We start from the raw sequence: 25,846 nt of genomic DNA, 5'->3' as shown, positions 1-25,846 counted from the left end.
CAGACAAAACAAAACCGCCACCTACCCGGTTTTCGGGAAGGTAGCGGCTTTGGTTCGATCATGATGACCTGAAAATGCTCGAAGGCCGATATCAGCGCGGCAGCAGAGAGCTTCCCATCAAAGCTTCATCGATGGCGCGAGCCGCTTGGCGACCTTCACGAATCGCCCAGACGACCAGCGACTGACCGCGGCGCACGTCACCTGCCGTCCACAGCTTGTCGACCGACGTCTTGTAGTCGCGCTCGTTGGCAACGACATTGGTCGAGCCACGACGGTCGACATTGATATCGAGCTTTCCGTCGAGTTCGCTCAGCACGCCTTCCTTCAGCGGACCCGAGAATCCGATGGCGATGAAGGCGAGATCGGCCTTGATGATGAAATCGGTTCCGGCGATCGGCTTGCGGCGTTCGTCGACTTCGCAGCAACGCACGCCGGTCAACTGACCGTCTTCGCCGATGAATTCGAGTGTCGCGACCTGAAACTCGCGGACAGCGCCCTCAGCCTGAGAGGAAGAGGTACGCATCTTGGTTGCCCAGAAGGGCCAGACGGCAAGCTTGTCTTCCTTTTCCGGCGGCTGCGGACGGATGTCGAGCTGGGTTACCTTGACGGCACCCTGACGGAAGGCCGTACCGACGCAGTCGGACGCCGTATCGCCACCACCGACGACGACGACATGCTTGGCGCCGGCGAGGATCGGTTCGGCCGCCCAGGCAACGCTATCGATGTTTTCGCGGCCGATGCGGCGGTTCTGCTGCACAAGATACGGCATGGCATCATAGACACCATGCAGGTCAGCGCCGGGGATGCCGGCCGGACGCGGAGTTTCCGAACCACCGCAATAGACGACGGCATCGTGTTCGGCGGTCAGTTCTTCGACCTTCTTGTCGACGCCGATATTGACGCCGTAATGGAAAGTAACGCCTTCGCCGGTCATCTGCTCGACGCGGCGATCGATGAAGTTCTTCTCCATCTTGAAGTCCGGAATGCCGTAACGCAGCAGGCCGCCGGCCTTGCTCTCGCGCTCATAGACATGAACTTCATGACCGGCGCGGGCAAGCTGCTGTGCAGCCGCCATGCCAGCGGGGCCTGAACCGATAACGGCAACCTTCTTGCCGGTCTTCACCGTTGCCGGATGCGGCACGATATAGCCAAGCTCGTAGGCCTTGTCGGCAATCGCCTGTTCAACCGTCTTGATCGCAACCGGCGCATCCTCAAGATTCAGCGTGCAGGCTTCCTCGCACGGCGCGGGACAGACGCGACCGGTGAATTCCGGGAAATTGTTGGTGGAATGGAGGTTGCGGATCGCCTCTTCCCACTTGTTGTTATAGACCAGATCGTTCCAGTCCGGGATCTGGTTATGCACGGGACAGCCGGTCGGGCCATGGCAATAGGGGATGCCACAGTCCATGCAGCGGGCAGCCTGTTTGGTTACTTCCGCATCCGACATCGGAATGGTGAATTCGCGGAAATGGCGGATACGATCCGACGCAGGCTGGTACTTCGCCACCTGCCGGTCGATTTCCATGAAACCCGTTACCTTGCCCATGTCATTCCCTCTTCAAAGCAGGGTGCCCGTAGGACCCCAGTACCAGTAGGCGAAACCGATAACCGCCCCCAGCACGATAAACTCTATTGCAACATTGCCGCTCGCGAAGAATGCAGCCGCTGGCACAGCGACTGCGATGCTCACCGAAACCAGTCGATGAACAAAAGCCATCTGGCTTACTCCGCAGCCACGCCCATCCGCATGCGTTCCATCTCGACCAGCGCACGGCGATATTCGACCGGCATGACCTTGCGGAACTTCGGCCGGAACTCGCTCCAGCGATCAAGGATATCCTTGGCGCGGGTCGAACCGGTGTAATGCATGTGGTTGGAGATCAGCTGGTAGAGACGCTCCTCGTCGTGGCGCGTCATGTCTTCGGAAACGTCGACACGTCCCTTGTGCATGATGTCGCCGCCGTGATGGTGCAGCTTTTCCAGCATGTCGTCCTCTTCCGGAACCGGCTCAAGCTCGACCATCGCCATGTTGCAGCGCTTGGCGAAATCGCCCTTCTCGTCCAGCACGTAAGCGACGCCGCCCGACATGCCGGCCGCGAAGTTGCGGCCCGTTTCGCCGAGAACGACGACAATGCCGCCGGTCATGTATTCGCAGCCATGGTCACCCACGCCTTCGACAACCGCGATCGCCCCGGAGTTGCGCACCGAGAAACGCTCACCGGCAACACCGCGGAAATAGCACTCACCGGTCGTCGCGCCGTAAAGCACGGTATTGCCGACGATGATCGAGTTTTCGGCAACGATCTTCGAGTTTTCCGGCGGACGCACAATGATCCGGCCACCGGACAAGCCCTTGCCGACATAGTCGTTGCCGTCGCCAACGAGATCGAACGTGATGCCGCGGGCGAGGAAGGCACCGAAGGACTGGCCGGCCGTACCGGTCAGCGTCACATGGATCGTGTCGTCCTTCAGACCCTTCTGGCCCCAGCGTTTGGCAAGCTCACCCGAAAGCATCGCGCCGGCAGAACGGTCGACGTTCTTGATCGGCACTTCGAAGACAACCGGCTCCTTGCTTTCAAGGGCTGCCTGCGACTTCTCGATCATCTTGCGGTCGAGAATGTCGTCGATCGGATGCTTCTGACGCTCGGTCCAGTAGGTAGCGCTCTTCGGAGCTTCTACCTTGTGGAAGATCTTGGAGAAATCGAGCCCCTGGGACTTCCAGTGCGCCAGCATGTCGTCCTTCTCGAGCAGGTCGGAAAGGCCGATGATCTCGTCGAACTTGGTAAAGCCGAGCGATGCCAGGATCTCGCGTACTTCTTCGGCAACGAAGAAGAAGTAGTTGATCACGTGCTCCGGCGTACCCTTGAAGCGCTTGCGCAGAACCGGATCCTGCGTGGCAACGCCAACCGGGCAGGTATTGAGATGGCACTTGCGCATCATGATGCAGCCGGCAGCGATGACCGGAGCCGTCGCGAAGCCGAACTCGTCGGCACCGAGAAGCGCACCGATGATGACGTCACGGCCGGTCTTCAGGCCGCCATCGACCTGCAGCGCGATGCGCGAACGAAGGCCGTTCAGCACCAGCGTCTGCTGGGTTTCGGCAAGGCCGATTTCCCATGGGCTACCGGCATGCTTCAGCGAGGTCAGCGGCGAAGCACCCGTGCCGCCGTCGAAACCGGCAACCGTGATATGGTCGGCGCGCGCCTTGGCGACACCGGCAGCAACCGTGCCGACACCGACTTCGGACACCAGCTTGACCGAAATGTCGGACGTCGGGTTGACGTTCTTCAGGTCGTAGATCAGCTGCGCCAGATCTTCGATCGAATAGATGTCATGGTGCGGCGGCGGCGAGATGAGGCCGACACCCGGCGTCGAGTGACGCGTTTTGGCGACAGTTGCATCGACCTTATGGCCGGGCAACTGACCACCTTCGCCGGGCTTCGCGCCCTGCGCCACCTTGATCTGTAGCATGTCGGCATTGACCAGATATTCGGTCGTAACACCGAAGCGGCCCGATGCGATCTGCTTGATCGCCGAACGCTCGGGGTTCATCGAACCGTCCGGCAGCGGCAGGTAACGGTCGCTCTCCTCACCGCCCTCACCGGTATTCGACTTGCCGCCGATCCGGTTCATGGCGATCGCAAGCGTCGTATGCGCTTCGCGGGAAATCGAGCCGAAGGACATCGCGCCGGTCGAGAACCGCTTGACGATATCGACAGCCGGTTCGACCTCATCGAGCGACACAGGCTTGCGGCCAAGCGCTTCCGCCGACTTGATCTTGAACAGGCCGCGGATCGTGTTCATCCGAACCGAGCTCTCGTTCACCATCTGGGCGAACTCGCGGTAGCGATCCTGGCTGTTGCCGCGCACGGCGTGCTGCAGGGTCGCCACCACATCCGGCGTCCAGGCATGGCTTTCGCCGCGCATGCGGTAGGCATATTCGCCGCCGATATCGAGCGACGAGGCCAGAACCGGGTCCTTGCCAAAGGCCGATGCATGGCGGCTGACGGTTTCCTCGGCGATTTCGGTGAGGCCGATGCCTTCGATCGACGTCGCGGTTCCGAAGAAATACTGGTTGACCAGTTCCGAGTTCAGGCCGACGGCGTCAAAGATCTGACCGCCGCAATAAGACTGGTAGGTGGAAATGCCCATCTTGGACATGACCTTGAGGATGCCCTTACCGACCGCCTTGATATAGCGATAGACCATCTCGCCGGCGTCGACTTCCTTGGGGAATTCGCCGCGCATATGCATGTCGGTCAGCGTGTCGAACGCCAGATAGGGGTTGATCGCTTCCGCACCGTAACCGGCCAGAAGACAGAAGTGATGGATCTCGCGCGGCTCGCCGGATTCAACGACGAGACCGACCGAGGTGCGAAGCCCCTTGCGGATCAGGTGGTGATGCACGGCAGCCGTCGCCAGAAGCGCCGGGATCGCGATACGGTCAGGGCCAATCTGGCGGTCGGACAGCACGATGATGTTGTAGCCGCCCTTGACCGCAGCCTCTGCGCGTTCGCAGAGACGATCGAGCATTTCCGGCATGCCTTCGGCGCCGCGCTCGATGTCATAGGTGAAATCGAGCGTCTTGGTGTCGAAGCGATCTTCCGTGTGACCGATCGAGCGGATTTTTTCCAGATCGCCATTGGTCAGGATCGGCTGGCGCACTTCCAGACGCTTGGCATTCGCCATGCCTTCATGGTCGAGAATGTTCGGGCGCGGACCGATGAAGGACACGAGGCTCATGACGAGTTCTTCGCGGATCGGATCGATCGGCGGGTTCGTCACCTGCGCGAAGTTCTGCTTGAAATAGGTATAGAGCAGCTTCGACTTGTCCGACATCGCCGAGATCGGCGTATCGGTGCCCATCGAACCGACGGCTTCCTGACCGGTCGTCGCCATCGGCGACATCAGGATCTTCGTGTCCTCGGTCGTGTAACCGAAGGCCTGCTGGCGATCGAGCAGGGACACGTCACGGCGCAGCGCGCGCGGCTCCACCGGCTTCAGGTCTTCAAGGATAAGCTGGGTGCGATCGAGCCACTTCTCGTATGGGTGCTTGGTCGCAAGCGTCGTCTTCAGCTCCTCGTCGGAGATGATCTGGCCCTTCTCCATGTCGATCAGCAGCATCTTGCCCGGCTGGAGGCGCCACTTCTTGATGATCTTTTCTTCCGGCACCGGCAACGTGCCGGCTTCCGACGCGAGAATGACGCGGTCGTCATCGGTGACGAGATAACGGGCCGGACGCAGACCGTTACGGTCAAGCGTCGCGCCAATCTGCTTGCCGTCGGTAAAGCAGACAGCAGCCGGGCCGTCCCACGGCTCCATCAGGGCAGCGTGATATTCGTAGAACGCCTTGCGTTCCTTCGACATGGACTGGTTGCCGGCCCATGCTTCCGGGATCAGCATCATCATCGCATGCGCCAGCGAATAACCGCCGCGAAGCAGGAATTCGAGCGCGTTGTCGAAGCAGGCCGTATCCGACTGGCCTTCATAGGAAATCGGCCAAAGCTTGGAGATATCGTCACCGAAGAGCGGCGAAGACACGGAAGCCTGGCGCGCCGCCATCCAGTTGACGTTGGAGCGCAGCGTGTTGATTTCGCCGTTATGCGCGACCATGCGGTACGGGTGCGCCAGCTTCCAGGACGGGAAGGTGTTGGTCGAGAACCGCTGGTGAACAAGTGCCACGGCCGTCTCGAAACGCGGATCGGCCAAGTCCTTGTAATAGGCACCGACCTGATAGGCGAGGAACATGCCCTTGTAGACGATCGTCGAGGACGACAGCGAAACCGGGTAGAAGCCGGTCTCCTGACCACCGAACTGGTCGTAGATGCGGTTGGAAATCACCTTGCGGACGAGGAAAAGCTGGCGCTCGAATTCGGCATTGGTCGCGGTATCGCGCCCCGCACCGATAAAGACCTGCAGATGATAGGGCTCGGTGGCGGCAATATCCGGCGCCTTGGAGAGCGAGGAATTATCGACCGGCACATCGCGGAAGCCGAGGAACTGCTGCCCCTCTTCGGCGATCACATCGATGATGACCTTCTTGAAATGCTCGATCTGCTCGGCGTCGCGCGGCAGGAAGAAATGACCAACGGCATATTCACCGGCCTTCGGCAGCGTTATGCCCTGCTTTGCCATTTCTTCACGGAAGAAACGATCAGGGATCTGCACAAGAATACCCGCGCCGTCACCCATCAGAGGGTCGGCACCGACAGCACCGCGATGCGTCAGGTTTTCCAGGATGAACAGGCCGTCCTTGACGATCTGGTGAGACTTCTGGCCCTTCATATTGGCAATGAAGCCGACGCCGCAGGCATCATGCTCGTTGCGCGGATCATAAAGGCCTTGGGCGGCAGGAATGCCTGACGCGACGAAAGGCACGCCCTGCCCGGCTTTCGCCGAGGCCATGTCGGTGGGACAGTGCTGATCTAGAACCTTCTTCGTCATCGTCATTCCTCCTGTTGGCCGCTATCTTCAGCGAGCAAGGTGGCACCCCATCAAATCCTGGAGATGACAGAGCCATCACCAGTCACGCAACGGCGCCGCTCCAGCATCGGGCCAAGAACCTATAAAGGCTCGAAGCTCAAACCAGATCGGCGTCAAATTCGGCGGCTCGACACGAGTTCAAAGCTGATTGCCGGATAAATTAGGACAGAAAAGCTGACCTAATTCTCAATCTGATATCGCATGATTTTAACTTTCTCACAAGGGCGTGTCTGCAAAAATCTGCACGCGACGCGACAGTCCATTACGCAAAACAAAGGGGTTTGAGTAATTTAATTGCGCAAAGCCGATCCGATAAACCCTTTCATTGCCATGCGAATAGGTCCACCCGTCGGAGACAGGCTTTACCGTTGCACGAATGCGAAAAAGTCTTAATCTCCCGGCACCTCCCAACCACCCCAAGGTGTCATTTTATGTTCTTCGCCTCCGACAATTGGGCAGGAGCCCATCCTGCCATCAACGAACGCTTGTCGAAGGAATCGACTCGTTTCGCCGCAGCCTATGGAACGAGCGATCTGGATCGCTCCATTGAGCAGCGCTTCAACGAGATCTTTGAAAAAGAGGTCGCGGTCTTTTTTGTCGCCACCGGCACGGCCGCCAATTCGCTCTCGCTTGCCAGCATCGCCCGCCCCGGCGGCCTGACCTTCTGCCACACCGAAGCGCATGTGATCGAAGACGAATGCGGCGCCCCGGACTTCTTCTCCGGCATGCGCATGGTTGGTGTCGAGGGCCCGGCCGGCAAGATGCTTCCGGAAAACCTTCTGGAGCGGATTGCGCGTTACCCTCAGGACGCCGTCCACCATGGCCGCGCTGCCGCCGTCACCATGACCCAGGCAACGGAAGTCGGCACCATCTATACGCTCGACGAAATCGACACGATCTCGAAGATCGCCAAGCAAAATGGCCTGCCGCTTCACATGGACGGCGCGCGCTTTGCCAATGCTCTGGTTTCACTCGGCTGCACGCCGGCGGAAATGACCTGGAAGCGCGGCGTAGACGTTCTCTCCTTCGGCGGCACGAAGAATGGCTGCTGGTGCGCCGAAGCCATCGTTTTCTTCGACCCGCAGCTTGCAAAGGACTTCGCCTTCCTGCGCAAGCGCACCGCCCAGCTTTTCTCTAAGTCACGCTTCATCGCCGCACAGTTCGAAGCGTATCTCCAGGATGATCTGTGGCTAGGCCTTGCCAAGCATGCCAATACGATGGCTGATCGCCTGCGCACAGGCTTTGGCTCGCTCAACAGCGCACGCCTAGCATGGCCGACCGAAGCAAATGAAGTCTTCGCCGTCCTGCCCAAAGCCTCAGCCAAGGCTGCAGCCGAACAGGGCGCGAAATTCTACGACTGGCTGGAACCGCGCGACATGCCGGAAAAAGTCGGCAAGGATGAAGCTCTCATCCGCATGGTCACCTCTTTTGCTACGACCGAAGAGGATGTCGACCAGTTCTTGTCTATCTGCGCTTCTGCGTAAGATCGGATTCGACGCTTAAATCGATTGCGGCACGATGCGTGCCGCAATCAGGCTCGACAGGGCCTCAACCATCACCGCATCGGCGCCACGCCGCGGGATCAGCACGAACTCCACGTCTTCAAGCCGCGGCAGGCGGTCACCGGCAATCTCACGCAGGCCCTCAGGCACCATGCTGCGCGGCTGCACCATCACGCCCATGCCGGCGCGCGCCGCAGCGGTCAGCCCGCTCAGGCTGCCGCAGGTACAGACGACGCGCCACGCAAGCTTCTCCCGATCCAGCGCCTCCTGCACCACCCGCCGGGTAATCGACGGCGGCGGAAATGCGATCAGCGGCAGAACCGCATCCCTGGCCGGAGCGAAGTGCGGATCACGCGCAAGCCAGACCAACGGCTCGCGGTACAGAAGCTTGCCATGCGTTTCGCCGACATGCCGCTTGGCGAGCACCAGATCCAGATCGCCGGCATCCTGCATCTGGTTGAGCACCGCCGACAGCGCAACAGTCAGCTCCAGATCGACCAGCGGATGGAGGCGAATGAAATCCTCCAATATCCCCGTCAACCGGTTGGCGACCACATCCTCGGACACACCGAGCCTCAGCCGCCCGCGCAGCCGGCTTTCACCGAAAAGCGACAGGACCTGACCATTGAGATCCAGCATCCCCCGCGCATAACCGACAAGCGCCTCGCCATCCGCCGTCAGCCTCACCTGATGTGTGTCGCGAAACACCAACTGGCGTCCCAGCGATTTTTCCAGCCGCTGAATATGCTGCGTTACGGTCGACTGCCCGACACCGAGCCTAGCCGCAGCCTCGGTAAAACTGCCCGTCTGCTGCAGCATGAGAAAACTGTCGAGATGATGAAGGTTCAGCATTGCTATCGCGCTTCATGATAACTGTTAGTGTTTGCATTCTACTTTACGATAATAGAAACCGCAATCTACCCACCCTTGAGGGCCAAGGCCCGCGGAGCATGTGATGAAGCGCTTTCTGCCCGATCTATATACGATGATGCTGCTGGGAACCGTGATCCTTGCGTCATTCTTTCCCATTTACGGCACTTGGGCAGACTGGTTCGCCATTGCGACGGATATCGCCATCGGCCTTCTCTTCTTCCTGCATGGCGCACGCCTTGCCCGCGACACGGTTGTCGCCGGCGTACTGCACTGGCGCCTGCACCTGACGATCGTGCTCACCACATTCGCGATCTTCCCGCTTCTCGGGCTTGCCCTAGGTTTCATTCCCGAAAGCATACTGCCGGCACCGCTTTATCTCGGCATGCTGTTCCTTTGCGTTTTGCCGTCTACCGTGCAGTCATCGATCGCCTTCACCTCAATGGCCGGAGGCAACGTTCCGGCCGCCATCGTCGCAGCATCTGGCTCCAACATTCTCGGCATGTTCCTGACCCCTGCCCTCATCGCATTGCTTCTGTCGACGACGGGCGGCGGCGGGGTTTCGCTTGATGCTCTGGAAAAGATCGCGCTGCAGCTACTCGCCCCCTTCGTCCTCGGCCAGCTCCTGCAGCCCTGGATCGGCAACTGGATCCGCTCGAAGAAGAAGTTGCTGATGCCGTTTGATCGCGGCTCGATCCTGATGGTGGTCTATCTCGCCTTCTCGACGGCCGTTATGGAAGGCATCTGGAAAACCTTCTCGCTCACCGATATCGCCGTCGTCATTGGCCTCGATATCGTCCTGCTGGCCGCCGTACTCTGCATCACCATGTTCGGCAGCAGACTGCTCGGCTTCAGCAAGGAAGACGAGATCACCATCACCTTCTGCGGTTCGAAGAAGTCGCTGGCATCAGGCGTGCCGATGGCAAATGCAATCTTTTCCGGCAATTCCGCATCGATCGGCGCGATCGTTCTGCCGATCATGCTCTTCCACCAGATCCAGCTGATGACCTGTGCAGTGCTGGCGCAGAAATATGCGGACCGCCTGAAAGCAAAGGAACTGAAGGCGGAACCGGCAGCGGCTTAACCAGGCCCGGATACAAAAACGCCCCCTCCTCGCGAAAGGAAGGGGCGGCGGCTTGCGGTCCTTGATGGGAGGATCAGAGACGAAAGCGTTAGTTCACCTGCTGCGGAGCGACCTGGGCTTCGATCGTTTTGGTCGTGTCGCCGGCTTCAGCTGCAATCGAGATACGGCGGGGCTTCATCGCTTCCGGAATATTCCGGACGAGGTCGATATGAAGCAATCCGTTCTTCAGTGAAGCGGTTTCGACTTCGACGTGATCGGCAAGCTGGAAGCGTCGCTCGAAGGCGCGCTTGGCGATACCGCGATAGAGAAACTCGTTCTGATCGGCGCCATCTTCTTCAGCCTTTTCACCCTTCACGGTGAGTGCATGAGCCTGGAATTCGATCGAAAGTTCCTTTTCGTCGAAACCGGCGACAGCCATGGTGATGCGATAGGTATTTTCACCGGTCCGCTCGATATTATAGGGCGGATAGCTCTGCCCCTGATCGCCAAAGTTGCGATTGTCGAGAAGATTGAAAAGCCGGTCGAAACCGACGGTGGAACGGTAAAGCGGGGAAAAATCGACGTGACGCATAATGTCCTCCATTGAAGCGACGTTGCGGTTTTCACTTGGGCGTCAACATCCCGTAATGGCGATGAGGACCCCGTTGAGCAGACCCTTTCGGCGCCTGCAGAGTGAAGATGGGAATTGCAGCCACGCCCTTCAAGACCCCGATACGTCACAGCCGTTTTGCCAATGAACACCGCATGAACAGCAGGTTTTGCTGAGGTTCAGCCCCATATTGCTAGAAGCAAGGTTCTGGAAGGCGGCATGCCTCCTTGGACCGAAGCATATTCGTCCCGTCGCTTCGGTCAGCCTTGCCGGAACCGCGCTGTCATCCCCGTGTCGCCGGTTCCGGCCCTCTTTTTCTCACGTCATGGACAGATGAGCGCCAGCCGAACCAGCGCCCACCCTGACTGGACATGGCGTGGCTCAGTGCACCGCGCCAGATCCGCCTGCCGCCACGATGGCGAAGGGCTGACCTTCCACGGCGATGGTCCGCACCTCCTTCAGGTTGTCTCCATCGACAACGCGAACGAGGCTCTTGCGCGGATCGGTGACGGCGATTTGGCCATCAGCAACAGCCAGCCGCGGACGCGGATCACGCCAATGCCCGTCCTTGCTATAAGGCTCGGTTACCGTCTCGCTCTTGACGATCTCCCCCTTCACCACATCGATGAGATGCAGCTTGCCGTCTTCGGTCAGCACATAGGCGCTATGCGGATCGGCAGGATCGAGCGCGAAGTCGACACGTCGCGTCGGCAGCTCGATCAGGCGATAAGCCTCCTCAGCGCTGTCCGGATCGACAAGCACGATCTTGTCCTCACCGTAATTGCCGAGAAAGAACTGCATCGATTTTCCGCCCAGTAGCGTCGACACCTTTCCCTTCGGCAGGTCCTTGCCATAGCCGAGCATCTCAAGCTTCGGCCCATCCATGCCGCCCGGCCGCGCAACGAGAACGCCTTCTTCGCAACCGAAGGCGACAAGCCGCGCAGAGCTTGCCTCGCCATGCAGGCCGGTGCAGGTCGCGACCTCGCCCACCTGCTTGCCATCGGCATCGACGACACGCAGGCCGAGACGCGGCGGCAATTCGCCCTCTTTCACCGCCACCTCGGTATTCGGCACCGAAACGAGGAAATGATTGCCGACAGGAACGGCGACACCATGATGGGCTGCGATCGTGTCGAACGGTTTCAACACCGCGCCACCATCCGCAAGCGCCTCCTCGCTGACGAGATCGAACTTCGCTTCCCGATCGTAGAAGACGGCGACCTGATCACCATGGGTGACGACATGGCCGGGCTTCTGCCCCTTGATCGCCGTCGGGATCAGGTTCGGTTCGTTGATTTCGATATCGCGATGCTCGCCATGATCCGACAGCGCAATTCCGGTTGAGATGGCATGAACGATATTCTCGGCACCCTGAACGGCGAAAACCGTCCGCCCGCTGTCACTCACTGAAAGCGCTGCATATCCTTCCAGATCGAACTTGCCGATCTCCTTGCCGGACGAAAGATCGATGGCGCGCACCACTGGCAGAGTGTGATCGGCAACGAACAACCGCCACGTCTCCGCATCCTTTTCCTCTGCAAATGCAACGGATCCAAACACCGCGCTTGAGGCGAGAAGAGTCGCCGTAAATCCGGCAACACGCAACAAATGGGACATAACCTCTCCTATATGTAATAACATTACATACGATGCGTTATACAGTTACGCCACCCATGTCCACCCACGCTCCACGCATAATTCTGGAAGACGCGATTTTGCTTGACCTGCAGCCGCACTCGCCTAACGCTGAATTCATGAGCGAGAACCAGATCAGCCACGACATCCTTCGCCCCACGCCGGAAAACCCTGCGCCGGACAATTACTCCGCGGGCTATTTTGCCGGCCATCGCGGCGTGAAAATCCGCTACGGCCTGTTCCGATCGGATATCGTGCCGGCACGCGGCACCATCGTTTTGCTGCAGGGTCGCAACGAGTTCATCGAGAAATATTTCGAGACCATCCGCCATCTGAACGCGATGGGCCTGTGGGTCGCAACATATGACCTGCGCGGGCAAGGCGGATCCGACCGGCTGAAGAAAGATGCCAGGAAAGGGCATGTCCGGCGCTTTTCCGATTACGAGAAGGATCTCGAGATCTTTCTGGAACAGGTCGTTCTGCCGGATGCCCGCCTGCCCTTCTTCCTTGTAGCCCATTCCACCGGCGCGCTGATTGCCCTCTCAGTCGCACCGCGCCTGTCGAACCGTATCAGCAGGATGGCGCTCGCATCCCCCTATGTCGGCTTCCATGGTCAGCCCGCATCGGAAAAATTCGCCCGCCCTCTGGCGCGACTGATGTCCTGGACCGGTTTCGGTGGCGTACAGCTCGGCGGCGACCGACGACTGATCCCCTTCGAGGGCAATGGCCTGACGGGAGACCGGAAGCGTTTCGAACGTAATCTCGAACTTTATCGCAGTTTCGAAGACCTGACTGTCGGCGCTCCCACGGCGCGCTGGGTGCACGAAACGCTGAAAGCAGCCTCCCGCGTATCACTGCAGTCGCACCTGATGGAAATCACCATCCCGACATTGATCCTCGCACCCGTGCTCGACGGCGTCGTGCCCTACCGCCTGCAGGAAAATCTGTCGCGGAATTTTCGTGCCGGACAGCTCATCCCCGTCACCGGTGGCCGGCACGAACTGTTTCAGGAGAAGGATATCTATCGCGCCCAGGCCATGGATGCGATCGAGACCTTCATGCCCGGCCTCGATGGCGGGCTGGAAATGGCAGAAACCGCCGCCTGACGATCTTGATCACCGCCCGTCGAGCAACGCCATAGCCTGCTCGTAAACGGCCTTCGAGCCGGCTGCGATGATATTGCCGCCATTCTCCGGTCGGCCACCGTCCCAGGTCGTGATGATACCGCCGGCCTGTTCGATGATCGGGATCAGCGCCCCGACATCATACGGCTGCAGGCTATTTTCGACGACGAGATCGACATGCCCCGCCGCAAGCAGCGCATAGGCATAACAATCGCAGCCATACCGAAACAGCCGCACCTTCTCCTCGACGGCCCGATAGCGCTTCAGATCATCCCCCTGAAAGATATGCGGCGAGGTCGTGAACAGGATGGCATCGGAAAGCGATCCGCAGTCACGCACCGAAATCTGCCGCTCGCCGTCCGGCCCCGAATACCACGAACGATTGCCATCGGCGAAATAACGCTCGCCGATGAACGGCTGGTCCATCATCCCCATCGTCGCGCGTCCATTGGAGCGGAAACCGATCAGCGTGCCCCAGACAGGCAGGCCGGAAATGAACGCCCGCGTTCCGTCGATCGGATCGATCACCCAGACATGCTCGCGATCGAGCCCGATGCTTTCATGCTCCTCGCCAAGTATGCCATGTTCGGGAAAACGCTCTTCAATCAGCGCACGGATAGCCGTTTCAGCTGCGCGGTCACCTTCTGTTACCGGATCGAAACCGCCGGCCAGTTTGTTGACGACGGAAATTCCGGTGCGAAACCGCGGCAGCGTCTCACCCTTGGCGGCATCGGCAAGCGCATCGAAGAAATCGCGGTCAGGCAACATCGGCAAATCCTTGGGTTTGTGGCGTGAAAACGTTGAGCGTAGGCAGGTCAAATCCTTCTTAAGGCGTCCTTCTGCCAAAGAAAACCGCTTTCGATGCCGACCCCTTAATCAGAAAGCCCAAAAATGACGCAAATTTAGTCATTCGAAAAACATGCTTGACAATTGTGCATAACTGGCCGTATTTTCCTAATCACAGTCTTTGACTGTAAATACCCTCCTTGGGTGTTTCCTCCCTAGACTTAGCCGCGCGATGAGCGCGGTTTTTTTTGCCCGCACGTCAGCCGACGCGCGCAAGGCCCGGCAAATTCAGGAATACAAGCTGGAATCTTGAGAACGCGGCTATTCCGCCGCGAGAGCGCCTGCATCATCGGCGAAATCACCGACGAGCTCCGCCATCTGCCGCATGAAGGTGGAAAGCGCTGCAGCAACAAGCGGGAACTCCGCCTTCTTCTCCAGCGTCACCTCATCGACATAAAGGCCACGATTGATCTCGATCTGCAGCGCATGCAGCCCGCGAACCGGCCGACCGTAATGCTCGGTAATGAACCCGCCCGCATATGGCTTGTTGCGCACGGCGGAAAAACCCATGTCATCGAAGAACTGCAGCGCTGCGCGCGAAAGCTCGGCCGACGCACTCGTTCCGTAACGATCACCAATAATGAAATCCGGCCGCACATCCGAACCGGAGAGACGGACATTGCCCGGCATCGAATGGCAGTCGATCAGGATGCCGATGCCGAACCGAGCATGGGTGCGCGCGATCAGTTTTCGCAGGCAGGCGTGGTAAGGTTTATAAATCGTCTCGATACGGGACAATCCCTCATCGACGGAAAGCCGCTTGCGGTAGATTTCCATGTTCTCCGCCACAATCCGCGGAATCGTCCCGAGACCACCTGCAACCCTCATCGACCCTATATTCACATAGGGCGGCAGCGGCCCGTCGAACATGCGCGGGTCCAATTCGTACGGTTCGCGGTTGACATCGAGATATGCACGCGGAAAGTGTGCAACGAGAAGCGGGGCTCCCAGTTCAGGGGCATCGGCAAAAAGCTCATCGACGTAATGATCGGCAGAACGCCGGATCGAAAGCGAGTCCAGATGGCTGCTCGCGAGGAAATCCACAGGAAAATGGTTGCCGCTATGCGGTGAATTGAAGACGAATGGAATGGTCTGCGACGCGGGTTCTCTGACTTCGAATTCCTGAAAATCTCCCGTCGACTGATCCATCCTGCCTTTACCATGTCACGAACAAGTCTGATGTGGCATGTTGCCAGTTGCCCGACGCCAAGTCCATACTATGTATAGCCCACCAAACGCCGTTCCGCGTCGGTTAAACGGAAATTTACCGTAAGCCGGCATTATGGAAGGCTCATACAACCTCAGGCATGCACGGATACGGTCCCGACGATGATACAGAAAATCCTTCTCGCCGAAGACGACAACGATATGCGCCGTTTTCTGGTGAAGGCACTGGAAAAGGCGGGATATAAGGTCGCCTCTTTCGACAATGGCGCAAGCGCCTATGACCGGCTTCGCGAAGAGCCCTTCTCTCTTCTCCTGACCGACATCGTTATGCCGGAGATGGATGGCATCGAGCTTGCCCGCCGCGCCACCGAACTCGATCCGGACCTCAAGGTGATGTTCATCACCGGCTTTGCCGCCGTTGCCCTGAATTCCGATTCGAAGGCCCCAAAGGACGCCAAGGTCCTGTCGAAGCCTTTCCACCTTCGTGACCTCGTCGACGAAGTGAACAAGATGCTCGCTGCAGCCTGAATCATTTTTTTCGGAATCAGACGAACGATCGAGGCGCCCAATCGGGCGCCTTTTGTGTTTTGGGATCGGCACATACCGCCCCCCCAATCCCGCCTTCAATCATCCACAGGCACAAAAATCCCGGAAATCCGGGCCTGTCAAAAAAGCTTCGCATTTCTTCCAAAAAACCAGTTGACGCCCCGATCACGGTATGGTCTATGCGCCGACATCGGATGGGCGTGTAGCTCAGCGGGAGAGCACTACGTTGACATCGTAGGGGTCACAGGTTCAATCCCTGTCACGCCCACCATCCGAACTTTCGGCAAGGCCTTGTAATGACAAGGCCTTTTGCATTTCTGGAAGACGCACGAATAGCGCCGCTGGGTTCGGCTGAACCAACTCGGAAAGTCCGCTCCGGCCAGTTTTTCCTATCTTCCGATTAGCCCTCCAGCTTTGCAAGAACCCATCGTAGCAACTGGATAAAATCTCTCGCCATCTGCGCCAGGTCATCGATGATCAAAGATATTCGATGATGGGTGTAAATTATCGCGAGCGTGAGAACCAGCATAGCCAGCCATGGCCATATCGGCTTTCGCTTCGGCGGCGGCTTATCGCCTTCGACGGGATTGCTGACGTTCATCGACTATCTCCTGCAGACGTCAGTACACGTTCCGCGCCTGTCGACAAATCGCCTTCTTAATGGGTCTGGACAGATGAAAGCCTCGGCGCAGAGCGCAATCATGTTGCTTCAGGACAGATCAGGTCGTCATAGCCTGCGCCTCGTTCCTGCTCTCCCTGGCAGAACCAGAAGGCCCGCCCCATTCCGCTGAAGGATAACAAATCAGGTCGCGTATATTCACCCTGGATTACAATGTCGAATGCTCATGCAATCCTGCGGCGAAGAAATCTTTGTCGAAACCTGCCAAAAGGCAAAAAATCTGCAATGCCTCAGACCTAAATTACTGTTTGGTCACTTGTTTTGGGCAGTCTTGCGCCGACCAAAGGCATCGATCCGAGAGAAGCAGGATGGCACAGTACAAATATTCTGACCGCCTCGTTCAGGCCAATTCGTGGGCCTTCGACCAGGACTATAAGCCTGGACAGCCCGTCACCAATGCCGGCATCTACCGCTGTCGGGCCTGTGGTGACGAGATTGTCGTCGACAAGGGGGCAACGATCCCGAAAAGCCATCACGAGCATTCGCTTCTGGGGCCGGTCGTCTGGCAATTGCTCGTCTTCGCCCAGAAACACCCGGGACGATGACGTCCATATAGCTTCGCCGGAACACGTCAAAGCCGCCCGCAAGGGCGGCTTCATCGTTTTAAGGCTTTCAAGCGATCACATGATCGCACTGCCCGCCATAAGCGCAAGCACGAGGAAGACCAGGAAGATAACCAGGAACAGGAAGAACAGGATCTTGGCGATGCCTGCCGTCGCGGCGGAAACTCCCGAGAAGCCGAGGAAACCCGAAATCAGGGAAATGACGAGGAAAATGAGCGCCCATTTCAGCATGGATTTGTGTCCTTGATTGCGATGGCCGGATAACGTTTGGTCAATGTTCCCGGTTCCCGTCTCTGGAACAAAATCAGCTGAATACGTGCGCGGCTCCCGAGACACGCAGAGCAATTTCCTGACCTGCGATCACGTCGACTGAACTCGGCACTTCGATGTTGAGGACGATATTCTCGTTTTCGCGTAGAACGATGCGCAGATCGCTGGTCGAGCCGCGGAAACCGGCCTCGACCACGCGTCCGCGAATTTCCCGTTCACAGGCCCTTTCACCCGGCTCGGTGACGCTGATCTGCTCTGGCCGCAGCATGATCGTCACCTGCCGCGCGGGAGCCACGGAGGCAGCAAGCGGCAGCCGCCCCAGCACGCAATGAGCATATCCATCCGCGATCTCGGCCGGCAGGACGATCGCTTCGCCGAGAAACGCGGCCGTCGCCGCGTCGATCGGGCGCGAATAGACATCACGCGGCCGGCCGGATTGCACGAGAATGCCTCCCCGCATCACCGCTAGCTGATCGGCAAAGAGCAGCGCTTCGGCTTGATCGTGAGTGACGAGCAGCGTCGCGATCCCCTCCTCTTTCAACACGTTGCCGATCGCCTTGCGCGTCTGAGCCCGAAGGCCCGTATCGAGCGCGGAGAAGGGCTCATCGAGCAGCATCAGTCGCGGCTTGCGGGCAAGCGCGCGCGCTAGCGCCACGCGCTGCTGCTGCCCGCCGGAAAGCTCGTCCGGGCGCCTCACCAGCATTGAACGCTCCAGCCCGACCATTTCCATCAATTCCGCGGCCGTTCGCTGCCTCGCCGACGGCTCTTCCGTCATGCCGAAGACGATGTTACCGGCAACGGTCAGATGCGGAAACAGGCACCCGTCCTGCGCGACGATGCCGATATTGCGCTTATGTGCCGGCATTGCACTCACACCATCGGCCAGAGTATCGCCACCGATAACGATACGGCCCGCATCCGCCACCTCGAAACCGGCAATCAGGCGCAACAGCGTGGTCTTGCCGCAACCGGAAGGCCCGACGACGACAGTGTGGCTGCCGCGCTCGACGGTAAGATCGATCCCGTCGAGAGCCACTACAGGCCCAAAATTCTTGCGTAGTCCCTGGATCTCTACAAAACTCATCGGCCGGCGATCTTTTTCGATTGATGGTGGAGAAGTGCCGTCATCGGCAGCGAGAACAGAATCATCAGCAGCGCATAGGGTGCAGCCCCCGCATAATCGATCTCGCTGGTCAGCGCCCAGAAGGCCATGGCAAGCGTGCGGGTACCGTTCGGCGCCAGCATCTGCGTTGCGGTCAGTTCGTTCATGATGCCGAGTGATGAGAGCGCCACTGCTGCTGCGGCCCCTGGCGCCGCCAGCCTGACGGTGGTCGACCACAGCGCGTTGGCCGGCGAACGCCCGAGGCTCGCAGCCGCCTGTTCAAGCTCCGCCGGCACCTGCGCGATGCTGGCGCGAAGACTGACAAGTGCGCGTGGCAGGAACATGATGACATAGGCAAGCACGATCGTTGCAACCGTCTGGTAAAGCGGCAGCGCCACCCTGACCGTGATCGTCACCAGCGCCAGCGCCACGACCACGCCTGGCATCGAACTGGCGAGATAATAACACCCCTCGATGATCCGGCTTCCGCGACTGGGGCGGCGAACCGAAAGCCAAGCGATGGGAAGCGCTGCAAGCGTCGTTGCAAGCCCGCCGACCACACAGATCACGAGCGTCTGGGCAAGCGCCAGGCCGATTTCGTTCATCCGCCAGATTTCCACGCCGCCGGCGATCAGCCAATGCGAGAGGGTAACGGCCGGGATCCCCAGCGCAAAAGCGACCGCTGCAATTGGCAACAGCACGCAGACATAATGCCAGCGGCCGAGAGAGACTTTCCTCGCCTTCCTCGCCACGCCGGAGCCGATGCGAGCATAACGCCGACGGCCTCTCAAGCCCGCATCGAAACCGAGCAGGACGAGGCAGCATAAAACCAGCACCAGAGCCAGCATGTTCGCCGCCACGCCGTTATAGGTCGACTGGAACTGGTCGACGATCGCGGTTGTAAACGTGTCGAAGCGGATCATCGCATAGAGGCCGTATTCGGCCAGAAGATGTAAGCCGACCAGCAATCCGCCACCGAGAATGGACAGCCTCAGTTGCGGCAGCACCACACGGCGAAAAACGGCCGCATCGGAAAGGCCGAGCGAAGCGGCCTGGTCTTCGAGCGCCGGATCGAGAAGCCGAAGCGCTGCCGAGATCGGCAGATAGAGAAACGGAAAATAGGCCGTGACGGAAATCGCGATACCGGCAGGCAATCCGTGGAAACCCGGCCACATGCCGATCCAGGCATAGGAATGCACGAAGGCGGGAATGGCGAGCGGCGCGACGCAGAGCGCCGACCACGTCCTTGCAAACGGCAGGTCGCTGCGCTCCGTCAGCCACGCAAGCGCAGTGGCGAGCAGGGTTGCAAGCGGCACCGTAAACAGCACCAGCAGCAGCGTATTGGTCATCAACTCGCCGACACGCGGCCTAAAGATCATCTGCGATGCGGTTTCCCAGCCCGTTACGGCGGTTGCCCAGAAAACGAAACCGAGCGGCAGCAGCGCCAGAAACGCCATGATGACGGCCAAAACAAACGTTCCGCGCGTTCCCGACCGGAGACGGGGAAGTGGCATGGAAAGCGGCTTGCTGTCGGCGAAAGACGTCATGGATTACCTGAATATGACGAGAGGTCGCAGATGCATCTGCGACCTCTCCCTTTAACTGGAATTATAGGCTCAGGAAAGGCATCAGCTCTTAGAGAATGCCGGCGGCCGTCAGCATGTCGGTGACCTTGGCATTGTTGAGCTCGGTCGGCTCGACCTTGGGCGCCTGCAGGTCGGCGAGCGGCACAAGCGCCTTGTTGGAGGCTTCGTCCTTGCCGACGGCATATTCGAACGAGGTGCCGTCACGCAGGATCTTCTGGCCGCCCTTGCCGGCAACCCATTTGAGGAAAGCCTGCGCCTGCTGCTTGTGCTTGGAGGATGCGAGAATGCCACCGCCCGAAATCGAGACGAAAGCGCCCGGATCCTGGTTCTTGAAATAGTGCAGCGAGACGTTCTTGCTGTTCTCGCCGGTCTTCGCCTGATCACCGAAATAATAGTAGTGATAAATCACTGCGCCTTCGATCTGGCCGGCATTGACCGCCTTCATCGCCGTCGAGTTGCCGCGGATGGAGGTGAAGTTTTCCTTCATGCCCTTCAGCCATGCCGCAGTCTGCTCTTCGCCCTTCAACTGGAGCAGGGCGCCGACGATCGCCTGGAAATCGGCACCTGACGGCGATGCGGCCCAACGCCCCTTCCATTCGGGCTTGGCCAGATCCAGCAGGGATTTCGGCAGCTTGTCTTCCGTCAGCTTCGTCTTGTCATAGGCAAAGACAGTGGAGCGAGCGGCAATGCCCGTCCAATGGCCGTTCGCCGGCCGGAACTGTTCCGGCACCTGATCGAGCGTGGCCTTGTCGATCGGCTCGAACAGACCCTTGCCATCCACCAACGCCATCGCCGGCGAGTTCTCGGTGAGGAATACGTCTGCCGGAGAGTTTGCCCCCTCCTGTACGATCTGGTTGGCGATTTCCATGTCGCCACCATTGCGAACGGTTACGACGATACCAGTCTCCTCGGTAAAGGCGTCCACCCATTCCTTGGTCAGCCCTTCGTGCTGGGCGTTGTAAATGGTGAGGCTGTCAGCCACCTGGGCTGATGCCGGCGACGAAAGAGACAGGACGGAAATAGCAAAAACGGAAAAGGCGGGCGCTACGCCTGCCAGGAAAGAAGAAGTTTTCAAGATCGCCTCCGTGGAAAACTCACGGTGTCCTCATATCCAAACAGGACAAGGCTGGTCAAGTTTAATCCAGAGAAATCGACACAAGAAATTATAATTAAATCAATAAAAACAAAAAGATATCTATCCGATCGAAATATCTCGATCAGCTAAAAAGATCTATCGCAGTGAAGGTTGATTGGTGAGAAAAAACTAACTGGCTTGTGGCAATTCGTCCCTGGTCTGATCGATACCGGACCCGATTGCGCCGTGACCCTGACAGACACCTGAACGCCGCCTCTCCCCAATCTCGCCTTCACCCCTCCCTCCTCCCTCCTCCCTCCACAGCGCCATATGCCTGTTCCGGAGCGAATCAGTTACAGCTAACGAACACATCGGGAACAACGTGCGGAATTTGATGTCGGTCGCCTATCTGGAAAAACTCAATGACGCCCAGCGCCGTGCTGTCGAGCATGGTTCGGACGTCCCAAATGGCGGCCCCGCCGGTCCGCTTCTGGTGATCGCCGGCGCTGGCTCGGGCAAGACCAACACGCTCGCACATCGCGTTGCCCACCTGATCGTCTCTGGCGCCGATCCGCGCCGCATTCTGCTGATGACCTTTTCCCGCCGCGCGGCCACCGAAATGGGCCGCCGTGTCGAACGCATCTGCAAGCAGGTCATGGGCGCGAATGGCGGCATCATGTCCGATGCGCTCGCCTGGGCCGGCACGTTTCACGGCATCGGCTCGCGCTTGTTGCGCATCTACGCCTACCAGATTGGCCTCGACCCGGATTTCACCATTCACGACCGGGAAGATTCCGCCGACCTGATGAACCTCGTGCGCCATGAGCTGGGTTTCTCCAAGATGGAAAGCCGGTTCCCGACCAAGGGCACCTGCCTCGCCATCTACTCCCGTGCGGTCAATTCCGAAACGCCGCTCGACGAAGTGCTGAAAACCTCGTTCCCATGGTGCCAGGCCTGGGAAAAACAGCTGCGCGAACTCTTCGCATCCTATGTGGAAGCCAAGCAAACCCAGAACGTCCTCGATTACGACGACCTGCTGCTCTACTGGGCGCAGATGATGAGCGAACCGTCTATCGCCGAAGATGTCGGCGCCCGTTTCGACCACGTCATGGTCGACGAATATCAGGACACGAACCGGCTGCAATCCTCGATCCTGATGGGGCTGAAACCCGGCGGGCATGGCCTGACTGTCGTCGGCGACGACGCGCAATCGATCTATTCGTTCCGCGCCGCGACGATCCGAAACATTCTCGATTTCCCCAATACGTTCGATCCACCGGCCAATATCGTCACGCTGGACCGCAATTATCGTTCGACTAACACGATCCTTGCCGCTGCAAACGGCGTGATCGAGCTTGCACGCGAACGCTTTACCAAGAACCTCTGGACCGACCGCCAGTCGGAAGAGCGCCCGCGCCTCGTTGCCGTGAAAGACGAGACGGAACAGGCCAATTACATCGTCGAGAAGGTGCTGGAAAATCGCGAGACCGGCATGAGCTTGAAACAGCAGGCCGTGCTGTTTCGCGCCTCGCACCATTCCGGCCCGCTGGAAGTGGAACTCACCCGCCGCAACATTCCCTTCGTCAAATTCGGCGGCCTGAAGTTTTTGGACAGCGCCCATGTGAAGGACATGCTGGCGGCGCTGCGTTTCGCCCAGAACCCGCGCGACCGCGTTGCCGGCTTCCGGCTGATGCAACTGATCCCCGGCATCGGTCCGCAGACTGCCGGCAAGATCCTCGATGCAATCGCGACCGATCCGGAGCCGCTCGCGGCCCTGCAGGAAATCCCCGCCCCGCCCCGTTCCGGAGCAGACTGGCCTGCCTTCATCGAAATGCTGACTGCCATCCGCAAAAACGAAGGCTGGCCGGCGGAAATCGGCACGGCGCGCGAATGGTACCAGCCGCATCTCGAACGCGTCCACGAGGACGCAGAAACCCGCAAGGCTGACCTTCTGCAACTCGAACAGATCGCCTCGGGTTACGCCTCGCGCGAACGGTTCCTCACCGAACTGACGCTTGATCCGCCGGATGCGACCAGCGATCAGGCTGGTGTGCCGCTGCTCGATGAGGATTACATGATCCTCTCGACCATTCACTCGGCCAAGGGCCAGGAATGGCGCTCGGTCTTCCTGCTGAACTGCGTCGATGGCTGCATCCCATCCGATCTCGGCGTCGGATCGACAGCCGAGATCGAGGAGGAACGCCGCCTGCTTTACGTGGCGATGACCCGCGCCAAGGATCATCTCCACGTCATCACACCGCAGCGCTTCTTCGTTCATGGACAGCATTCGCAGGGCGACCGGCATATCTATGCCGCCCGCACCCGCTTCATTCCGGCAACACTGCTGCAGTTCTTCGAAACCTCGGCCTGGCCGGTGGTTGCCCCCATGTCGGATGCCGAACGGCAACATCGTCAACAGGTGCGGATAGACGTCACTGCCCGCATGCGCGGCATGTGGCGTTAGGCCTTTGCCTGCCTGTAGGCTGCTACGGTCAGCCACAGTCCGGACAGCAGGAAATAGAAGGCGCCGAAGCCGACATAAGGGACGATATCGAGAATGGTCGGCACGGCATCGGCAACTGAACGGCTGATCATGAACCCGCCTGCGAGCGTGGATTGTGCGCCGCTGAGGATCATCACCCATTGGGCCCCGGCAATCCGCCAGCGCCGCACACCTGTATAAAGCTGCAGCAGCCCGGACAGGATTGCCCAGAGGCCGAAGACTGCAAGTACGGCATAACTGCTCTTCATCACTGCGAAGATGACCACAACTGTCATGACACTGCTGGCAACGACATTCAGCATTTGCGAGCGGTTGGCCGCAAGCCCGCCATTGGCGCGGGCATCGGCAAGATTGGCCATCGCATCCCAGGCCGGGTAAATCACCAGTAGCAGCGATGCCGCCGCGATCTGGCCTTGAGCCAGAACTGCAGCGCCAATCCAGGCGATCGAAAAGAGCGCGCGTACGAAATAATAGGATCGCAGCCAGCTCGACTGCGTGGGGGATTGAACAGACATGATAAGATCCTCATTTATTGCCTACCTACTAATAGGTAGATAGACTGAAAAGAGTCAATCCGAACCGGCCCTCACAACTTTGCGAGCATGGCAGCCCGCAATTCTTGACGGCCTTCCGACTGGGAGGTAGGCAGCTTTATGGAACAGACGACTTCGGAAAAAATTCTCGACACAGCGCAGGCGCTGATCGTGGCCGGCGGCTATAACGGCTTCAGCTATGCCGATATTTCAACCGCGGTCGGTATTCGCAAGGCGAGCATTCATCACCATTTTCCTACCAAGGCGCATCTCGCGTCCGTCCTGCTGCAACGATATGCAAAACAGGCAGAAGATGGCCTGAATGCTGTCTCCGCCAATCTCCCAAACCCGGCCGACCAGTTACAGGCTTATTTCCAACACTGGCGATCCTGCATCGTCGAAGCTTCGGAGCCTTTCTGCGTTTGCGCGATGCTGGCAAGCGAAATGGAGCTTCTGCCGGAAGAGGTCGCCTTGCATGTCAGACGGCATTTCGAAAATCTGGGCCATTGGCTGACCTCCGTCCTGAAGGCCGGCACTGAGCAGGGACAGTTCAGATTGAGAGGAACGCCAGAGGAAGAAGCGCAGATACTCATGGCATGCGTCCATGGCGCGATGCTTTCAGCACGGGCACTCGGCAAACCTGAGATATTTGCTGCCATCATCGGTTCGCAGCTGCGACGGCTTTCGGCGTAGGAGTTTCCTCCGCCCTCGAACGATGCCTTCCTCTGTGGCGAAAAGGCCATTTCCATTAGCCACTGAAACCCTATAGGGCATTGCCGAACGAGCATGCCGCAGGAGGAAATACGGGTGGAGAATACACAATCGATCGCAAAGGCAGCCGGATGGATGATGGCATCAATTGCCCTCTTCCTGCTCATGGCGGTTTCCGGGCGAGAGGTCACGCGTGAGATCGACGTTTTCCAGGCGATGGAAATGCGTTCGGTCATCGCCTTCGTCATGCTTCTCCCGTTCGTGTATCGTGAGGGCGGCTTCAAGGCCATGCGCACACGCATCCTGCCGGCTCATATCGCCCGTAACATCGCCCACTATGTCGGCCAGTTCACCTGGTTGATGGGGATCACCATGATCCCGCTGGCTCAGGTGATCGCCATCGAATTCACCGCACCGATCTGGGCAGCCCTGATGGCAGCGGCGTTCCTTGGCGAACGCCTGACCTGGCGCAAATGCGTGGCCATCGGCTTCGGCCTGGTCGGCGTGCTGCTGATCATCAAGCCAGGTGCAGTACCGCTTGATCCCGGCCATCTGGTCGTGCTTGGTGCGGCCTTCTTCTTTGCCGTCTCGTTCATCGCAACGAAGTTCCTGACGCGAACGGACAGTGCCACGAAGATCATCTTCTGGATGCTGATCATCCAGTCGATCATCGGCCTCATTCCCGCACTGCGCGTCTGGACCTGGCCGTCAGCCGGTGTCTGGCCGTGGATCTTCATCATCGCATTTACCGGAACTTTCGCACATTTCTGCCTGGCCAAGGCGCTTTCCCACGCTGATGCGACGGTGGCGATGCCGATGGACTATCTGCGCGTGCCGCTCTCGGCCGTAATTGGCTATTTCATGTATTCCGAAGGGGTAGACGCCCTGATGGCGGTCGGCGCGGCGCTTATCCTGACCGGCAACCTCTTCAACCTGCGCCGGCCGAACGCCGGTCGCATCCCACAGACACCGAATTAG

General features: G+C 59.1%; 22 protein-coding genes and 1 tRNA gene. 9 read left to right on the top strand and 14 right to left on the bottom strand.

The genetic code is table 11. The features are described 5' to 3' along the window. Window positions 1–91 precede the first annotated feature (91 nt). From MRBLMR1_RS02255 to gltB, 3 genes are read right to left on the bottom strand one after another with little or no spacing between them, the layout of a single operon-like run. Window positions 92–1,546, bottom strand: a complete 1,455-nt coding sequence (locus tag MRBLMR1_RS02255) for a glutamate synthase subunit beta (RefSeq protein ID WP_148143458.1) — start codon at window positions 1,544–1,546, stop codon at window positions 92–94. A 12-nt stretch (window positions 1,547–1,558) separates the two neighbouring features. Then, window positions 1,559–1,717, bottom strand: coding sequence for a hypothetical protein (locus MRBLMR1_RS02250; protein ID WP_183685249.1), 159 nt, complete (start codon window positions 1,715–1,717; stop codon window positions 1,559–1,561). A 5-nt stretch (window positions 1,718–1,722) separates the two neighbouring features. After that, entirely contained in the window at window positions 1,723–6,405 is a 4,683-nt protein-coding gene (gene gltB / locus MRBLMR1_RS02245; RefSeq protein ID WP_500064029.1) for a glutamate synthase large subunit, read from the bottom strand. A gap of 509 nt (window positions 6,406–6,914) precedes the next feature. Here gltB and MRBLMR1_RS02240 point away from each other — a divergent pair. After that, window positions 6,915–7,967 (top strand): threonine aldolase family protein, encoded by a 1,053-nt coding sequence (locus MRBLMR1_RS02240; RefSeq protein ID WP_148143456.1) that lies wholly within the window; start codon window positions 6,915–6,917, stop codon window positions 7,965–7,967. A gap of 15 nt (window positions 7,968–7,982) precedes the next feature. Here MRBLMR1_RS02240 and MRBLMR1_RS02235 read toward each other — a convergent pair whose 3' ends face one another. Beyond that, entirely contained in the window at window positions 7,983–8,837 is an 855-nt protein-coding gene (locus MRBLMR1_RS02235) for a LysR family transcriptional regulator (RefSeq protein ID WP_148143454.1), read from the bottom strand. A 103-nt stretch (window positions 8,838–8,940) separates the two neighbouring features. Between MRBLMR1_RS02235 and MRBLMR1_RS02230 the strand changes: the two genes are divergently transcribed. Continuing rightward, window positions 8,941–9,939 (top strand): bile acid:sodium symporter family protein, encoded by a 999-nt coding sequence (locus tag MRBLMR1_RS02230; protein ID WP_148143452.1) that lies wholly within the window; start codon window positions 8,941–8,943, stop codon window positions 9,937–9,939. 88 nt (window positions 9,940–10,027) lie between these two features. On the opposite strand, the gene MRBLMR1_RS02225 is transcribed toward MRBLMR1_RS02230, so the two are convergent. Both MRBLMR1_RS02225 and aztD read right to left on the bottom strand, forming a co-directional pair. Further along, window positions 10,028–10,510, bottom strand: coding sequence for an Hsp20 family protein (locus MRBLMR1_RS02225; RefSeq protein WP_148143449.1), 483 nt, complete (start codon window positions 10,508–10,510; stop codon window positions 10,028–10,030). 399 nt (window positions 10,511–10,909) lie between these two features. Continuing rightward, window positions 10,910–12,145: a zinc metallochaperone AztD gene (gene aztD / locus MRBLMR1_RS02220; protein WP_148143447.1), complete on the bottom strand. Its 1,236-nt coding sequence runs from the start codon at window positions 12,143–12,145 to the stop codon at window positions 10,910–10,912. A 137-nt stretch (window positions 12,146–12,282) separates the two neighbouring features. On the opposite strand from aztD, the gene MRBLMR1_RS02215 reads away from it, so the two are divergent. After that, window positions 12,283–13,269, top strand: a complete 987-nt coding sequence (locus MRBLMR1_RS02215; RefSeq protein WP_148143445.1) for an alpha/beta fold hydrolase — start codon at window positions 12,283–12,285, stop codon at window positions 13,267–13,269. Window positions 13,270–13,278: 9 nt separating this feature from the next. Here the strand turns inward: MRBLMR1_RS02215 and hisN are convergent, their stop codons facing one another. Next, a complete protein-coding gene (gene hisN / locus MRBLMR1_RS02210; RefSeq protein ID WP_148143443.1) occupies window positions 13,279–14,055 on the bottom strand; it encodes a histidinol-phosphatase in 777 nt (258 codons plus the stop codon). 339 nt (window positions 14,056–14,394) lie between these two features. After that, the gene (locus tag MRBLMR1_RS02205; protein WP_148143441.1) at window positions 14,395–15,282 is read right to left on the bottom strand and encodes an N-formylglutamate amidohydrolase; all 888 of its coding nucleotides are present in this window, start codon (window positions 15,280–15,282) and stop codon (window positions 14,395–14,397) included. A 180-nt stretch (window positions 15,283–15,462) separates the two neighbouring features. On the opposite strand from MRBLMR1_RS02205, the gene cpdR1 reads away from it, so the two are divergent. Beyond that, the gene (gene cpdR1, locus MRBLMR1_RS02200) at window positions 15,463–15,828 is read left to right on the top strand and encodes a response regulator CpdR1 (protein WP_112457710.1); all 366 of its coding nucleotides are present in this window, start codon (window positions 15,463–15,465) and stop codon (window positions 15,826–15,828) included. A 214-nt stretch (window positions 15,829–16,042) separates the two neighbouring features. Next, window positions 16,043–16,117: transfer RNA gene (locus MRBLMR1_RS02195), tRNA-Val, on the top strand. Between the two features lie 129 nt (window positions 16,118–16,246). Here the strand turns inward: MRBLMR1_RS02195 and MRBLMR1_RS02190 are convergent. Beyond that, a complete protein-coding gene (locus MRBLMR1_RS02190) occupies window positions 16,247–16,447 on the bottom strand; it encodes a hypothetical protein (RefSeq protein WP_148143439.1) in 201 nt (66 codons plus the stop codon). A gap of 386 nt (window positions 16,448–16,833) precedes the next feature. Here MRBLMR1_RS02190 and MRBLMR1_RS02185 point away from each other — a divergent pair, with 386 nt between their 5' ends. After that, complete coding sequence (locus MRBLMR1_RS02185; RefSeq protein WP_183685251.1) at window positions 16,834–17,070, top strand: hypothetical protein; 237 nt, start codon at window positions 16,834–16,836, stop codon at window positions 17,068–17,070. A 75-nt stretch (window positions 17,071–17,145) separates the two neighbouring features. Here the strand turns inward: MRBLMR1_RS02185 and MRBLMR1_RS02180 are convergent, their stop codons facing one another. The 4 genes from MRBLMR1_RS02180 to MRBLMR1_RS02165 form a co-directional block, all read right to left on the bottom strand. Further along, window positions 17,146–17,319 carry a DUF1328 domain-containing protein gene (locus MRBLMR1_RS02180; protein ID WP_148143435.1) on the bottom strand — a complete coding sequence of 58 codons (174 nt, stop codon included), beginning with the start codon at window positions 17,317–17,319 and terminating at the stop codon, window positions 17,146–17,148. A gap of 73 nt (window positions 17,320–17,392) precedes the next feature. Then, a complete protein-coding gene (locus MRBLMR1_RS02175; RefSeq protein ID WP_500063560.1) occupies window positions 17,393–18,442 on the bottom strand; it encodes an ABC transporter ATP-binding protein in 1,050 nt (349 codons plus the stop codon). Continuing rightward, window positions 18,439–20,007, bottom strand: coding sequence for an ABC transporter permease (locus MRBLMR1_RS02170; RefSeq protein ID WP_148143431.1), 1,569 nt, complete (start codon window positions 20,005–20,007; stop codon window positions 18,439–18,441). The genes MRBLMR1_RS02175 and MRBLMR1_RS02170 overlap by 4 nt, the downstream gene beginning before the upstream one ends. Before the next feature lie 88 nt (window positions 20,008–20,095). Beyond that, on the bottom strand, window positions 20,096–21,067 hold the full coding sequence (locus tag MRBLMR1_RS02165; protein WP_500064028.1) for an iron ABC transporter substrate-binding protein: 972 nt from the start codon (window positions 21,065–21,067) through the stop codon (window positions 20,096–20,098). 448 nt (window positions 21,068–21,515) lie between these two features. Here MRBLMR1_RS02165 and MRBLMR1_RS02160 point away from each other — a divergent pair, with 448 nt between their 5' ends. Next, window positions 21,516–23,585 carry an ATP-dependent helicase gene (locus tag MRBLMR1_RS02160; protein WP_183685252.1) on the top strand — a complete coding sequence of 690 codons (2,070 nt, stop codon included), beginning with the start codon at window positions 21,516–21,518 and terminating at the stop codon, window positions 23,583–23,585. Here MRBLMR1_RS02160 and MRBLMR1_RS02155 read toward each other — a convergent pair. After that, entirely contained in the window at window positions 23,582–24,139 is a 558-nt protein-coding gene (locus MRBLMR1_RS02155) for a DUF308 domain-containing protein (protein ID WP_148143425.1), read from the bottom strand. The two genes, MRBLMR1_RS02160 and MRBLMR1_RS02155, sit on opposite strands and share 4 nt — an antisense overlap. Before the next feature lie 138 nt (window positions 24,140–24,277). Between MRBLMR1_RS02155 and MRBLMR1_RS02150 the strand changes: the two genes are divergently transcribed. Beyond that, window positions 24,278–24,850, top strand: coding sequence for a TetR/AcrR family transcriptional regulator (locus tag MRBLMR1_RS02150; RefSeq protein ID WP_148143423.1), 573 nt, complete (start codon window positions 24,278–24,280; stop codon window positions 24,848–24,850). A gap of 114 nt (window positions 24,851–24,964) precedes the next feature. Then, window positions 24,965–25,846, top strand: a complete 882-nt coding sequence (locus tag MRBLMR1_RS02145) for a DMT family transporter (RefSeq protein ID WP_500063557.1) — start codon at window positions 24,965–24,967, stop codon at window positions 25,844–25,846.

Source organism: Neorhizobium sp. LMR1-1-1.1 (assembly GCF_040675795.1).
Taxonomy (GTDB): Bacteria; Pseudomonadota; Alphaproteobacteria; order Rhizobiales; family Rhizobiaceae; genus Neorhizobium; species Neorhizobium cellulosilyticum.
The sequence above is the reverse complement of the archived record's forward strand: the minus strand, read 5'-3'. Positions and strand labels throughout refer to the sequence as shown.